Source organism: Microcoleus sp. T3_B1, assembly GCF_036700445.1.
In the GTDB taxonomy this organism is placed as follows: domain Bacteria; phylum Cyanobacteriota; class Cyanobacteriia; order Cyanobacteriales; family Microcoleaceae; genus Microcoleus.
The window spans coordinates 26130-39388 of sequence record NZ_JAUBOX010000040.1 but is presented as its reverse complement, the minus strand read 5'-3'; the positions used below and the strand labels follow the sequence as shown (position 1 = coordinate 39388).

Below are 13259 nucleotides of genomic sequence, written 5' to 3'. Positions count from 1 at the left end.
GACTGACAATAATTGGAAAATATCACACATTAACTACCTTGCCGTCTTCAATAACTGGCTGAGGTTGTTGAGGTCGTAAAAAATGCCAAAATTGAGCATACAAAGCTGGCAAAACTAACAGAGTTAAGGCTGTAGAAGTAAATAACCCTCCTAAAACTACGACTGACAGCGGTTGCAAAATTTCCTTTCCCGGGCCGCCTTCTAAGACTAAAGGTGCTAAACCCAAAGCTGATGTTAAAGCGGTCATCAGGATAGCGTTTAGCCGTTCCATCGAGCCTTTAATAATTGCTTCCTTAAAAGCCATTCCCTCGGCAAATTTAGTGTTGTAGTTGTCTACTAATAACAAGCCGTTGCGGGTGGCAACGCCAAATAAAGTGACAAAGCCAACCAGGGAAGCTACAGAGATGATGCCGCCAGTCAAAGCTACCGCAATTACTCCTCCTACTAATCCGATCGGCAAATTAATCATAATCATAGCAGTTGAAGGAATTGACTTGACGGACAAGTACATCAATACTGTAATTACCAAAAAGGCGATCGCACTAAATATCATAATATTTTGCGAAGCTCTTTGTTCTGCTTCAAATTGACCGCCGTACTGGATAAAATAGCCAAAAGGCAACTGCACCTCTCGTTTGACTTTAGCTTGAATTTCATTCACAACCGATCGCAAATCCCTACCTTTAGCATTCGCCGCCGCCACAATCAACCGGGAAACATTCTCGCGGTTAATCGTATTTGGCCCCGTACCGTATTTAACAGTCGCAACTTGGGCGAGGGGAATCTTGTTGCCGCTTGGAGTATCAACCAACAAATTCTGAATAGTTTCTAGGTTGTTTCTGGCTTCAGCCTGCAACCAAACAACTAAGTCAAAAGTTTGCTGAACCTCCAAAACTTGAGAAACAACTTTGCCGTTTAAAGCGGTCTCAATTATTTCAGAAAGCTCTCCGATTTTCAAACCGTATCTACCCGCAGCTTGGCGGTTAAACTTAATTTGAATTTGTGGCACTGGCACCTGCGGTTCGAGTTGCAAATCCACAATGCCTTCCACTGTTTTCATTTGCTCTTCAACTTTGGCACCGATGCTGCGAAGTTGATCCAAATCCGGGCCAAAGATTTTGACAGCAATCTGACTTCTGACACCAGATAAAACCTCATCCATCCGGTGAGAAATAAAACCGCCGATATTTGGTGCAACTCCCGGCAATTTACCAAACTCCTGCCGCAGCGCTTCCAAAGTTTTTGGCCTGTTTTTCATGCCCTCCTCGCTTAAACCAATATCAATGTGAGCCAAATTAACTCCCGCAGCATCAGCATCACCCGGAGCTCTGCCCGATCGCACTTGCACGTATTCAAACCTGGTATCATCCTTAAGTGCATCTTCAATAGCAAAAGCAGCGCTATCTGTTGTCTCCAAAGACACCCCCGGATAAAGCATAATAGTATTCACCAAAGTTTGCTCCTGAAACTCTGGCAAAAACACCCGTCCAAAGGAAGGCAAAATAATTAATGCAGCCACCATGCTAGCAGCCGCTAAAGCTAAAATAATCCCCGAATAGCGCATTGACAAATTTATCGAAAAATGATATATACGCTTGCAAAATCTCGGCAGCCAAGGTTCCGCAGCACTCATGCGTTTGGTAGGCAACAAGATAGCACAAAGGGCCGGAGATATTAACAGCGATTCCAGACTAGAAATCACAACAACTACCAAATAAGTAATCCCCATCGGCGTAAAAATTCGACCTTCTACACCGGGCAAAGTAAAAATTGGAGAAAAAACAACAATCCCAATAACAGTCGCTCCAATTAACGAATCGCGCACCTCTTGACTGCCATCAAAAATCACATCCATCACCGGGCGAGGATGAAGAGAAGCCTTATTTTCTCTCAAATTGCGGTAGGTATTTTCGGCATAGACGATCGCATCGTCGATCGCAGTGCCGATCGCCACCGACAAACCCCCCAAAGTCATCGTATTTAATCCCAGCCCCAGCCAATTCATCGCCAGCAGCGCCAACAGCCAAGTCAGAAAGAAATCCAGCAAAACAACCGCGAGAGTGCGCCAATTCATCAAAAACGGGATGAGAATAAGGGTGACAATGATACTGCCTTCAATTAAAGCCGATCGCACATTCTCCACCGAGGAATTGATATACTCTTCCTGGCGGAAAGTCACAGTAACTTTAATATCTTTGGGCAGAGCTTGCTGCACCTCAGCCATTGCTGCCTCAACTGCTTTCGTTACCGTCGGAGTATCAGCAACTGGCTGTCTGTTTACCATCACAATCACAGCTTTTTTGCCGTTAAAACTGCCATCGCCCCGCTTGATTGCAGCACCAATCTTGACCTCAGCCACATCACTAATTCTGACGGGTGTTCCGTGGCGAGAGTCGATCGCCGATTGCTGCAAATCTTCCACAGACTCAATCCGCCCCACCCCCCGGATTAAAGTTTCTCGATCCGGCGTAATTAAATACCCCCCCGGCGCGTTAACATTCGCAGCCGCCGCCGCTTCAGCTACTTGCTGCAACGACACATTAAAAGCTTTTAACTTGGCAGGTTCTACTAATACTTGATACTGCCTTTCTTCGCCGCCGTATGCCACCACTTGAGCAACGCCTGTCACTGCCAAAAGCCGATTTGTGACTTGCCAATCAACCAGACGGCGCACTTCCATCAAAGGAGTAGTTTCCGAGGTAAAAGCATAGGTAATAACAGTGCCGACAGGAGAAGTTGTGGGAGAAATTTGCGGTGTTTCTACCCCAGCCGGGAGTTTGCTTTGAGCTTGCTGCAACCGTTCTGTTATCAACTGGCGCGCTTGATAAATTTCAGTTCCCCAATCAAAGATTACCTTAACCGAAGAAAGGCCCACAGCGGAAGACGATCGCACTGCTGTTACCCCAGGAGTTCCGTTAATCGCACTTTCGATCGGTAGTGTTACCAAAGACTCGATTTCTTCCGGCGCGAGCCCCGGTGCTTCCGTCTGAATTTCCACCTGCGGGGGTGCAAAAGGAGGGAAGACATCAAGGGACATTTGGGGGATGATATACAATGTCCAAAGACTAACAATAATGGTGGCGACAACGACTAGCCAGCGGCGGTTAATTACCCATCTAAGAATAGTGCTGAACATTTTATGATTTTATAGAGGTGATGACTACCAGCCACCGTTGGGCGATCGACCATTTAACAATAAAATTTAGCCAATATTAAATGCTCCGGCTGCCGTAGCTTTTCCCGCGATTCCTTGGCTGAACAGTGTTAAATAGCCATTCTATTTAGCTTGACACCCAAAAATGAAATTAGGATGAAATATTTTAACTTTCAACCCGAATTCATAAGTCATGTAAAATCTATAATCTAAAATCTAAAATCTAAAATGATATAACCTGCGTTGCTATTTTTGACAATGCAGCTTACAACAATACTCACATCTTGCACCATTCTCAATTACTTGTTTAGGAACAGGCTTTTCGGCCTGTTCCACAAGAAAACTCATTCTTTGTGGAACGGGCATCTTGCCCGTTCTTGACAATAGTGCAAGATATCAGAATAGTTATTATGCAAGCACCAAAACACTCCTCACAAACTCTAGAAAGCATTGGCGAAATAGACTACAATCCAGTACCGCCAAAGCGCTCGGAACGGGTAATCATGCGCGCTCAGTTCAAAGGGCGTAAAAAACCTCTGCCGTATATTTTCGATGAAGAACGATCGTAGAGCCTTTCTGGGTGCAGGTAAATTAATCAACTATTTTGCAAAATAGGGATGTACCCTTTTGACTTACTTCAAAAAGATGAACTTGCCATTATTTCCATCTACATCCATCTTGATTTGAGCAATGTAAAACTGGCTCTGTACAACTTCACCTTCAGGGGTAAAGGAAATTTCACCGAGAGGGGTATTGTACTTTCCAGCTAGGATTTGCTGATTCAGCTTTGTGCGTAACTCTGCCAATGACAACACGCTGAGTTTGGTTTTACTATCCAAAGCTTTCAAGGCTTCCACGAATACTTGTACGGCAGTGAAGGCTTGAGCACTAAACTGCGGTGGTTCCTTCTTGTTTTGCTTTACATAAGCATCGCGGAAGGCAGCATTGATTTCGCCGGGGGCTTCGGGACTATAGGCTTGAGCAATGATAATACCATCGCAGAGTGCTTGACACACCGAGAAGATATTAGACGTGTTCAAACCATTGCCGCCAACGATGGTACCTTGATAACCCAGTTCCCGCAGTTGCCGGATCGAGTTACCCCCATCGGCTGCCAATCCTGAAATAACAACTAAGTCGGGTTGGAGAGCGAGTGCATTACCAATTTGAGCTTGGAAGTCCGTGTCAGTAGTTTGGAACTTTTGGACGGTGACGATATCAAGCCCTTGGTTTTTAATCGCTTGCTGGAAAATTTCTGTCTCCGATGTGGTGAAAGCGTCATTTTGAGCATAAAAGACAGCGACTTTTTTAATCTTAGGATTAAGCTTAAGCGCTGCCTTTACTGCATTGGGAGCTACAAGCGAAATAGGTGCAGAGACACGCGCAATATACTCACCAATCTCAGGAATCCCTTTGGCAGTATTCGATGCGCCAATGACTGGCAATTTTGCTCGTTCTGCGATTGGATTGGCACTAAATGCCTGCTGAGAAGACGATGGCCCAACAATGCCAACCACTCGATCTTGATTAATTAGAGTTTGGAAGGCGTTGATGGCTCCTGCTTCATCTCCTCCAGTGTCTTGAAACACCATTTTAATAGGAGTACCATTAACACCTCCCCTGTCGTTGAAATATTTCTCAGCAATTTTGACACCACCCACTGATTCCTGAGCTAAAAGAGCATAGTTGCTGGTTTGCGAGAATGCTGCTCCAATTGGAAGGGCAGTAGCTGAATTGGGTGTAGCTGCTGCTGGTGTATTGCTCGGAGTATTAGTGGTGGTGGTGGTAGGTTGATTGGTTTGACTACAAGCAACAACCAGTATAAAAGTGATGAACGAGGTGAGAATGTGAGTAAAGATACTTTTCTTAAACATCTTAGGACTTCCGCAGTGAGTATGTGCAACTACAATAGTCCTGAACATTTAGTTAGGTAATTGGTAATTGGTAATTCTATCTTACTCCGAACTTTCGCCAACTGGGATAAGGCGAAACTAGCCAGCGGCGGTTAATTACTCATCTAAGAATAGTGCTGAACATTTAATAATTTGGGAATTGGGAATTGGGCATTGGGCATTGGGAATTGGGAATTGGGCATTGGGCATTGGGCATTGGGCATTGGGCATTGGGCATTGATAAAAACAACTATCCGTGTATCCGTTACTTCCGTGTCGTGCTGTTACTTCAAACTCTTGACCGAAAGCATCCAGGATACCCGCCACGTGATTCATTCCTTCGCAGACTCAGGACCCAGAAATAACAAACCTGTATTCGATGAAACTTGCCGAACGTATTTATCCGTGGGGTCAATGCTTCAATCTAAAATCTAAAATCTAAAATCTAAAATCGATTGACTTCTGTCTCTGCATTTTTAACGTGATGGTTGTCATTGTGTAACAGCAGTTCATTGTCCAACGCCGATGTAGAGGCGGAAAAACCATTATTTGCAGCATTGTTTCCAGGAGCCGCTGCTATTGCTGGCAATTTGCGCCGATTTCCCCACAACACGCCGGCTGTGAAAGTCAGGGATGCGATCGCAACTCCTCCCCCTATTCCCGCCCACCATAAAGACACGGGTAAATTATTAAAATTAACCTCTGTTGCCTTGGGATTTGCGTCTTTCTTTTCCTCGTCTTTTGATGGCTTGCTGCCACCCCGCAAAGATTGTGCGTAAAGTTGAGGTGCTCGCTGCGTTACTATCAAATCTCCCTCGAATAAACCCCTCTTCACTTCAACTAAATCTCCGGCCGTTTGACCGAGTTCAATTTCAACAGCTTGATAAGCATTGCCATTTTGGACGTAAACGGTTTTTTTACCGCTAACATCCACTACCGCCGCACTGGGAATTGCTAAAATATTTGTTGCAGTTTTGTCGGTTAAAATCTCCAACTCCGCAAACAGTCCGGGCTTTAATTCACCGTTAATATTATCTAGTTCTGCTTTCACCGGCACCACCCGCGTTTCTCCTGACACGGATGACCCAATTAAGGCGATTTTTCCCTTGAAAGTGCGATCGGGTAAATTAGCGACTTTTACCCTCACTTCCTGACCCTGTTTTACTTTATTCAGGTCTTTTTCGTAAATATTGGCTGTGGCAAAAACGCGGCTGTCATTTAACAGACTCATCAACGGTTTTTCAGCGTTTACTGACTCTCCTGGGGTGATTTCGCGATCGGCTACCGTCCCGGAAATCGGAGCAACTACGGTAACGAGTCCTCGATCGTTGGCAACAGTTCCTAATTGTTGGAGTCGCGCTTGATAGGCTGCGTCAGCCAAGCGAATCCGCGACTGAGCGACTTCGACGGCAGTTTTGCCGCGTTTGAGTTGGTTCTCGGCTTCTAGGACTTCCCGGCGGCTCTGAGCTCTGGTAAGTTGAGCTTTTGCTTCCGCTACTCTGCCTTGAGATTCCCGCAATTCCCGCATTGGGAGGTCTACTTCGGCTTGTTTAATTTCGGTTTGGGCTTTGATAACTTCTGGACGGCTTTTTGCCTTAGCAACAGCGGCTTTTGCTTCGGCGAAGTGGGCTTGCGATTCCAGCATTGTGCGCCGCGCGATCGCCCCTGATGCCACTAATTCTTTGTCGCGATCGAACTGTTCTTTGGCAACAGTTAATTCTGTTTCTGCCCGTGCTATTTCGGCTTGCGCTATTTCAACTTGACGCTGATAGTTTTCTTTAGCGGCTTGTACAACTGAACGCTTGTTTACTAATTCTTGTTCTTGCTGGTACTGCTTAGTTACCGCTGCCAATTGGGTTTGGGCTTGGGCGATTTCTGCTGCGGATATTTGACTTTGGCGATCGTAATTTTCTCGTGCTAGTTTGAGATCGCCTTCCGCTTGCTGCAAATCTGCCTCAGCTTCGGCACGTTTCGAGAGAGATTCAACCCGCAACTGTCCTAATTCTGAACTCGATAAAACCGCCACCGGTTGACCTTTTGATACTTTGTCCCCAGGCTTAACCAGCAACTCTACTACTTTCCCAGCAACAGGAGCCGTAACTTCAACTTTTTCGTTGGGTAAAGTTTCAATTTGTCCTGTGGTTTTGATGCCGATATCTAGTCGCTGGCGGGAGGCAGGGGAGACTTTAATACCTAATCGTTTTGCTGTTTCGGCATCGACAGAAATAGCAGCAGGAGTTTCAGTTGTTTCGCCGCTTTGGTGAAATTCATCTCCGTGGCCAGCGTGGGCAAAAACAGCGGCAGGAGAACTTAGCAAAATTAGGCTGAACAAACTTCCCGAAAAGCTGCTAATAATTGCCGGATATTGAGCATATTTGTGGAATATCATCGTTGGCAATGTCCTTGAAATCAGGTTGAGTGCCACAGGTTTAGCAGTTGGTATTTTGCCAAGGTAAGTAAGTGATACCCATTAAGTAAAGTTACTTATTAGCATTTTCCAAGAAGCGACTGCTAAGCAATGACCAAGAGCTAGAAATGCTCTACTCAACCTAGTATTTCACGGTCAAATGAAATTAGGATGAAATTTCGCCTCAGCAGCCCAGATACCCACCGGCTGCTAAAATACCCATATAAGTTGCGCCTAGTGACAAGCGATTTGGCTGTAGATTTTTTGCCGGTTTTTTTATCTCTGCTGGCGCTGCAATTTCGTTGGTCAATGCGCTCACTAGCTCATCTACGGCTGCATTTGATTTATAAGTGGTGTTTAATTCCAAGCTATTCAATATCATAAACTACCCTCTCTATCTATCTAGCTTTTTGCTGACCTATCTACTACTTTAGAGGTATGGCTGAGCAATTGTCTACAGTATTCTTACGTAACTTTCTACTACTTTAGAGCTAGGGCGGCTCAATTATCTACAGTCTGTGTAGGTACTCTCAGGAAACTGAGGTGGAGTCAGACCAATGCTGACAGCCACAGTCAAGCTACATTACTTTGTCTACCAAGGTTGTCGCCACTTTTTCATTTGCTCAATTTCTTGCTTTTGTGAACCAAGTATTTTCTTAACTATCGAACTACTGTGATTAAGGTCACTTATTTTCATGATTTTGGTCACGTTTTGTTGAGGTGAGCTAAATTACTTTTTGTACCAAGCTTGCCGCCACTGTTTCATTTGCTCAATTTCTTGCTTTTGCGAAGTCAGAATTTCTTGAGACAATTTCTTCATTTCCGGGCGTTTTGACTTCTTCAAAGCATCTTGGGCCATCACTAAAGCTCCTTCGTGGTGAGGAATCATCGCATTGATAAATCGCAAGTCAAATTGGTCGTCAGCCGCCCCTAAATCCATGCTCATCATCATGTGGTGCATTTGTTCGGGAGTCATGGCCATCATGCGACCCATTGGAGCCTGATAAGCCATCGGGGTACTGCTGGCTTTGGGATACCAAGTTTTTCGCCACTCTTTCATTTGATTGATTTCGCGGTTTTGAGCAGCAATTATATCAGTGGCAAGTTTTTTCATTTCCGGGCGTTTAGATTGTTTAAGCACATCTTGAGCCATTTTTACAGCACCTTGATGGTGTACTGTCATGCCATCAATAAATCGCAAATCGTAGTCGGCATCAGCAGGGCCTAAATCCATTGACATATCGTGATTCATGCCATGATGCTCCATGCCACCCATGCCACCGCCTTGTGCCACGTTTTGCTTGTTGTTTGCTTCGGTTGCAGCCGTAACATTTGGGGCGGGAGTTTCACTGGAAGGGGCATTTGAACAAGCTGCAAGCACTCCGCTGGTTAAAGCGGCTGTGGCGGTCAACATCAGCGCTGCAAAGCCTGTTTTTAATGAAATTGGTTTCATAGAGCTTATATCCTTAAAACTGCCATTTATCTTCAGCTTTCCACATATAAATGAAATTAGGATGAAATTTTTGCTGCGAACTTGTAAAGAATTATTGCTCTGCCGTCGATCGCACTCAAAGTTAAGATTTACAGAACTGCTTTGTAAAACTTACCTAAACTTCTCTAAACTCATTTTTAGACACAGTTTGTGCTTACTTCCTACGCTGTTGGGTAGACGGCTAATCCCAAGATAAGTAGGCTATCCCCCTCAAGCCGAGGGTTCCCAATTTAAAATATTTAGACTTGCGTTCCAGTCCCGATCTAAAGATATGCCACAAGCAGGACAGTCAAAAGTCCGAATGCTTAGTGGCATATCTTTTTTGGTGCCACAATTGGAACAAGTCTTGGTACTAGGAAACCACTGGTCTACCAATACTAAATTAGCTCCATACATTTGACACTTGTAGTCAAGTTGACGTTTGAACTCGTAGAATCCAAGGTCAGATATTGCTCCAGCTAACTTGTGATTCGCCATCATTCCATGAACGTTTAAGTTCTCAATCTTAATTAACTTGAATGTTTTAGCTAAGTAAGTTGTCAACTTGTGAAGGAAATCTAAGCGAATGCGAGCTATCCGCGCATGGAGTCGGCTGATTTTACTGTAGGTTTTACGCTGGTTTTGAGAGCCTCGCACCTGCTTTGATGCTTTGCGCTGCAAAGTGGCAAGCTTGGTTTTCGCACTGGCTATCAACGGCTTTGGTGCATCAAAAGTTTGCTGGGTTGACAGCGTGGCAAAAGACTTAATACCGAGATCTATTCCTACAGAACTTTCAGACGGCTGAACAGGTAGGCGTTCTGCATCAACGCAAAAGGAGACTTTCCCAGCGATTTCCTTCTTTTGAAATCGTGAAAGTTTGAGAGAGGAAGCTACATTCTAGGGGTTCAAAAAGCCTAAAAGTTCCCAATGTAGGAATCTTAATCGTTCTGCCAGCAGTTAGCAAAACTTTGCCGTGAGACGAATCGACCGTAAAAGATTGACCGTCCCTGCGACTAGCGAATCTTGGATGACCTGCTTTCCCAGAACGGTAGCGACTAAACGCATCTTTGAGATCGATCAAAGCATTTTGGTAGACTCGGCTAGACAATTGGTTCATCCAAGCAAATTCAGGCTTTTTCTTGACATGGTTGGTGAGAACTTTCTTGACTTCGTTGATCACCTTCGAGTCGGTAAATTTTCCCTCGCCATACATTTGAGTCCGCAAGCTCAACCCAAAGTTAAAAACTACGCGCCGGAACCCTGCGTGTTTCGCCATCAAGGTCGCTTCCTTGTTATTTAATTTGAGCGCTCGTTTAATGGCAAACATAAAACTTCCTCAATGGCGATTAACTATGGACAAGTTTAGCAAACTATTTGACACTTAAGTCTTACTCACAACCTAATTATGTAGGGTGCACAGTGCGCGCCTTACCCCTATGGATAGCGTGTCAAACCAGTTTTTTCAGAATTCCTGATTTATTTTGCAATTCCCCTTGACTCTCCTGTGGACTGGAGACTTTACAATAAAGTTAATTCATTGATTGAGCAGAGTAGTTTCTGCTGAGGTTCAAATTATGACTTTACAGCTAAAAGTGCCTAAGATGGCTTGTTCTGCTTGTGCGACTACAATCACAAAAGCAGTCCAAGCCATTGACTCAGCCTCAACGGTTGAGGCGGATCTCAAGACAAAATTGGTCACGATTCAAACCGCTAAGTCGGAAAGTGAAGTTAGGAAAGCGATCGCATCGGCGGGCTATCCAACAAGTCAATTTTAGATTTTAGATTTTAGATTTTAGATTTACTTGCAGCTTTGAATCTGGGAGATTTAACAAGAGTCTAAAATTTTTGATTCTCCACGACAGGAGTACGTCGCACGTTATCCGTTTTTAGGCGAGGTCAATCGATTTTAGATTTTAGATTTTAGATTTTAGATTGAAGCATTGACCCTACGGATAAATTCGGGGGGCAATTTTCTCGGATACAGGTTTTTTATTTCTGGACGGATGAATCCGGGGGCTTTCGGTCCTTTGAAGACATAAGGTAACTTTATAATTTAGGAGGGCATCTATGGACAATCTCACACTTAAATTGCGGGGCATGAGTTGTGCTTCTTGTGCTTCCTCTATCGAACAAGCAATTCAATCTGTTCCCGGCGTAATTGAGTGTCATGTCAATTTTGGGATGGAACAAGCAACCATCCAATACGACTCCAAGCAAACCAACTTAGAAACAATTCAATCTGCTGTTGATGATGCGGGATACGAAGCTTTGCCGCTTCAAGAAATGGCTGCGCCAGAGGATGATTCCGAACAAGCCGATCGCAAATCTGAATCTCAAACCTTGCAGCGGAAACTCTGGACAGCAGGTATCATCAGCATCCTGCTAGTTGTGGGCGCTATTCCAGCGATGACCGGCTTGCACCTGCCATTTATTCCCGCGTGGCTGCACAATTATTGGCTGCAATTAGTGCTGACATCACCCGTACAATTTTGGTGCGGCAAATCGTTTTATGTGGGAGCTTGGAAATCCCTAAAACGGCGTGTAGCAACAATGGATACCCTGATTGCCTTGGGTACAAGTGCTGCTTACTTTTATTCTGTATTTGTGACATTTTTCCCAGGTTTATTCACAGCCAAAGGTTTAAATCATGGCGTTTACTACGAAGTTGCGGCCAGTGTTATCGCCTTAATTTTGTTGGGAAAAACCATAGAAAATCGGGCGAAGGGAGAGACTTCCGAAGCCATTCGCAAACTCATGGGTTTGCAAGCAAAAACTGCTCGGATAATTCGCAACGGGGAAGAGTTGGAAGTGCCGATCGCCCTAGTGGAAATTGGCGACATCGTGCAGGTGCGGCCGGGAGAGCAAATCCCCGTAGATGGAGATGTTATTGAAGGCTCTTCCACAGTAGACGAAGCAATGGTTACGGGAGAAAGTTTGCCTGTCAAAAAGCAGCTTGGCGACGAAGTTATCGGAGCCACAATTAACAAAACTGGCAGTTTCAAGTTTCGGGCGACAAGAGTTGGCAAAGATACATTTTTAGCTCAAATTGTCAAGATGGTGCAGGACGCACAGGGTTCAAAAGCACCGATCCAAAAGTTAGCAGACCAAGTGACGGGTTGGTTTGTTCCTGTAGTAATTGCCGTCGCTTTAGCTACTTTTATTATCTGGTTTAACGCGACTGGAAATATCACTTTAGCAACCGTAACAATGGTGGAGGTGCTGATTATTGCCTGTCCCTGTGCTTTGGGTTTGGCGACTCCGACTGCTGTGATGGTGGGAACGGGAAAAGGTGCAGAAAATGGGATTTTAATTAAAGGAGCCGAGAGTTTAGAATTGGCTCACCAAATCCAAATTATCGTGTTAGATAAAACGGGAACCCTCACAGAAGGCAAGCCGACTGTAACTGATTTTGTGACTGTTAGAGGAACGGCGAACAGCAATGAGTTAAACTTGCTGCAATTGGCTGCGTCTGTAGAGCGAAATTCGGAGCATCCTTTGGGGGAAGCTGTTGTTAGATACGCTCAATCTCAAGAGGTTAATTTGACGGATGTTAAGGATTTTGAGGCGATCGCGGGGAGTGGTGTTCGAGGGGTTGTAGCCGGAAAGTCGATCGCCCTGGGAACGCTGAGGTGGATGCAGGAACTCGGCGGCGATACTGAATATCTGGAACTGCGCGGGAGAGCTTTGGAAGCTGCGAGCAAAACGGTTGTTTGGATGGCTGTAGAAGGCAAAATAGAGGCAATTCTGGGCATTGCGGATGCCCTCAAACCCTCGTCAGCGCAGGCGGTGAAAGCGCTTCAAAAGCTCGGTTTGGAGGTGGCGATGCTGACTGGGGATAATCGCGCGACTGCGGAGTCGATCGCCCAATCCGTAGGCATTACTCGCGTTTTTGCCGAAGTTAGACCCGACCAAAAAGCAGCTCAAATTCAAGCCCTGCAAGGGGAAGGAAAAATTGTCGCGATGGTGGGAGACGGGATTAACGACGCACCGGCTTTGGCCGCTTCAGACGTGGGAATTGCGATCGGCACCGGCACAGATGTCGCGATCGCCGCCAGCGACATTACCTTAATTTCAGGAGATTTGCAAGGCATAGTTACTGCAATTAAACTTTCCCGCGCCACCATGCGGAACATCCGCGAAAATCTGTTTTTTGCGTTTATTTACAACATCGCTGGAATCCCGATCGCGGCGGGCATTTTGTTCCCCATTTTTGGCTGGCTGCTAAATCCAATTATCGCCGGTGCAGCAATGGCTTTCAGTTCAGTCTCTGTAGTTACTAATGCTTTGCGATTGCGAAATTTTAAAGCCAAATCTAGTGCATAAATTTGGAGAAAT

General features: G+C 45.1%; 11 protein-coding genes. 3 read left to right on the top strand and 8 right to left on the bottom strand.

The window, feature by feature from the left end; all coding sequences use genetic code 11:
* Positions 1–22: 22 nt before the first annotated feature.
* Positions 23–3136, bottom strand: a complete 3114-nt coding sequence (locus QT990_RS20810) for an efflux RND transporter permease subunit (RefSeq protein ID WP_333141997.1) — start codon at positions 3134–3136, stop codon at positions 23–25.
* A 428-nt stretch (positions 3137–3564) separates the two neighbouring features.
* Between QT990_RS20810 and QT990_RS20805 the strand changes: the two genes are divergently transcribed.
* Positions 3565–3723, top strand: coding sequence for a hypothetical protein (locus QT990_RS20805; RefSeq protein ID WP_333141996.1), 159 nt, complete (start codon positions 3565–3567; stop codon positions 3721–3723).
* A gap of 63 nt (positions 3724–3786) precedes the next feature.
* On the opposite strand, the gene QT990_RS20800 is transcribed toward QT990_RS20805, so the two are convergent.
* The 7 genes from QT990_RS20800 to QT990_RS20770 form a co-directional block, all read right to left on the bottom strand.
* Positions 3787–5028, bottom strand: coding sequence for an ABC transporter substrate-binding protein (locus QT990_RS20800; protein ID WP_333141995.1), 1242 nt, complete (start codon positions 5026–5028; stop codon positions 3787–3789).
* A 135-nt stretch (positions 5029–5163) separates the two neighbouring features.
* Positions 5164–5382 (bottom strand): hypothetical protein, encoded by a 219-nt coding sequence (locus QT990_RS20795; protein ID WP_333300771.1) that lies wholly within the window; start codon positions 5380–5382, stop codon positions 5164–5166.
* Positions 5383–5491: 109 nt separating this feature from the next.
* Positions 5492–7435, bottom strand: coding sequence for an efflux RND transporter periplasmic adaptor subunit (locus QT990_RS20790; protein WP_333141993.1), 1944 nt, complete (start codon positions 7433–7435; stop codon positions 5492–5494).
* Positions 7436–7637: 202 nt separating this feature from the next.
* Positions 7638–7835 carry a hypothetical protein gene (locus QT990_RS20785; protein WP_333141992.1) on the bottom strand — a complete coding sequence of 66 codons (198 nt, stop codon included), beginning with the start codon at positions 7833–7835 and terminating at the stop codon, positions 7638–7640.
* Positions 7836–8183: 348 nt separating this feature from the next.
* Positions 8184–8906 carry a DUF305 domain-containing protein gene (locus QT990_RS20780; RefSeq protein ID WP_333141991.1) on the bottom strand — a complete coding sequence of 241 codons (723 nt, stop codon included), beginning with the start codon at positions 8904–8906 and terminating at the stop codon, positions 8184–8186.
* Positions 8907–9155: 249 nt separating this feature from the next.
* The gene (locus QT990_RS20775; protein WP_333142031.1) at positions 9156–9704 is read right to left on the bottom strand and encodes an RNA-guided endonuclease TnpB family protein; all 549 of its coding nucleotides are present in this window, start codon (positions 9702–9704) and stop codon (positions 9156–9158) included.
* Positions 9705–9747: 43 nt separating this feature from the next.
* Positions 9748–10251: a helix-turn-helix domain-containing protein gene (locus QT990_RS20770; RefSeq protein WP_333141990.1), complete on the bottom strand. Its 504-nt coding sequence runs from the start codon at positions 10249–10251 to the stop codon at positions 9748–9750.
* 247 nt (positions 10252–10498) lie between these two features.
* On the opposite strand from QT990_RS20770, the gene QT990_RS20765 reads away from it, so the two are divergent.
* Positions 10499–10699, top strand: coding sequence for a heavy-metal-associated domain-containing protein (locus QT990_RS20765; protein ID WP_333103811.1), 201 nt, complete (start codon positions 10499–10501; stop codon positions 10697–10699).
* Positions 10700–10991: 292 nt separating this feature from the next.
* Positions 10992–13247, top strand: a complete 2256-nt coding sequence (locus QT990_RS20760; protein WP_333308967.1) for a heavy metal translocating P-type ATPase — start codon at positions 10992–10994, stop codon at positions 13245–13247.
* Positions 13248–13259 lie beyond the last annotated feature (12 nt).

Excerpts from the sequence above, each read along its gene's own strand:
- QT990_RS20805 (WP_333141996.1), top strand. The coding sequence starts at position 3,565 with ATGCAAGCACCAAAACACTCCTCACAAACTCTAGAAAGCATTGGCGAA.
- QT990_RS20785 (WP_333141992.1), bottom strand. The coding sequence starts at position 7,835 with ATGATATTGAATAGCTTGGAATTAAACACCACTTATAAATCAAATGCA.
- QT990_RS20780 (WP_333141991.1), bottom strand. The coding sequence starts at position 8,906 with ATGAAACCAATTTCATTAAAAACAGGCTTTGCAGCGCTGATGTTGACC.
- QT990_RS20760 (WP_333308967.1), top strand. The coding sequence starts at position 10,992 with ATGGACAATCTCACACTTAAATTGCGGGGCATGAGTTGTGCTTCTTGT.
- QT990_RS20765 (WP_333103811.1), top strand. The coding sequence starts at position 10,499 with ATGACTTTACAGCTAAAAGTGCCTAAGATGGCTTGTTCTGCTTGTGCG.
- QT990_RS20795 (WP_333300771.1), bottom strand. The coding sequence starts at position 5,382 with ATGAATCACGTGGCGGGTATCCTGGATGCTTTCGGTCAAGAGTTTGAA.
- QT990_RS20800 (WP_333141995.1), bottom strand. The coding sequence starts at position 5,028 with ATGTTTAAGAAAAGTATCTTTACTCACATTCTCACCTCGTTCATCACT.
- QT990_RS20790 (WP_333141993.1), bottom strand. The coding sequence starts at position 7,435 with ATGATATTCCACAAATATGCTCAATATCCGGCAATTATTAGCAGCTTT.
- QT990_RS20770 (WP_333141990.1), bottom strand. The coding sequence starts at position 10,251 with ATGTTTGCCATTAAACGAGCGCTCAAATTAAATAACAAGGAAGCGACC.
- QT990_RS20810 (WP_333141997.1), bottom strand. The coding sequence starts at position 3,136 with ATGTTCAGCACTATTCTTAGATGGGTAATTAACCGCCGCTGGCTAGTC.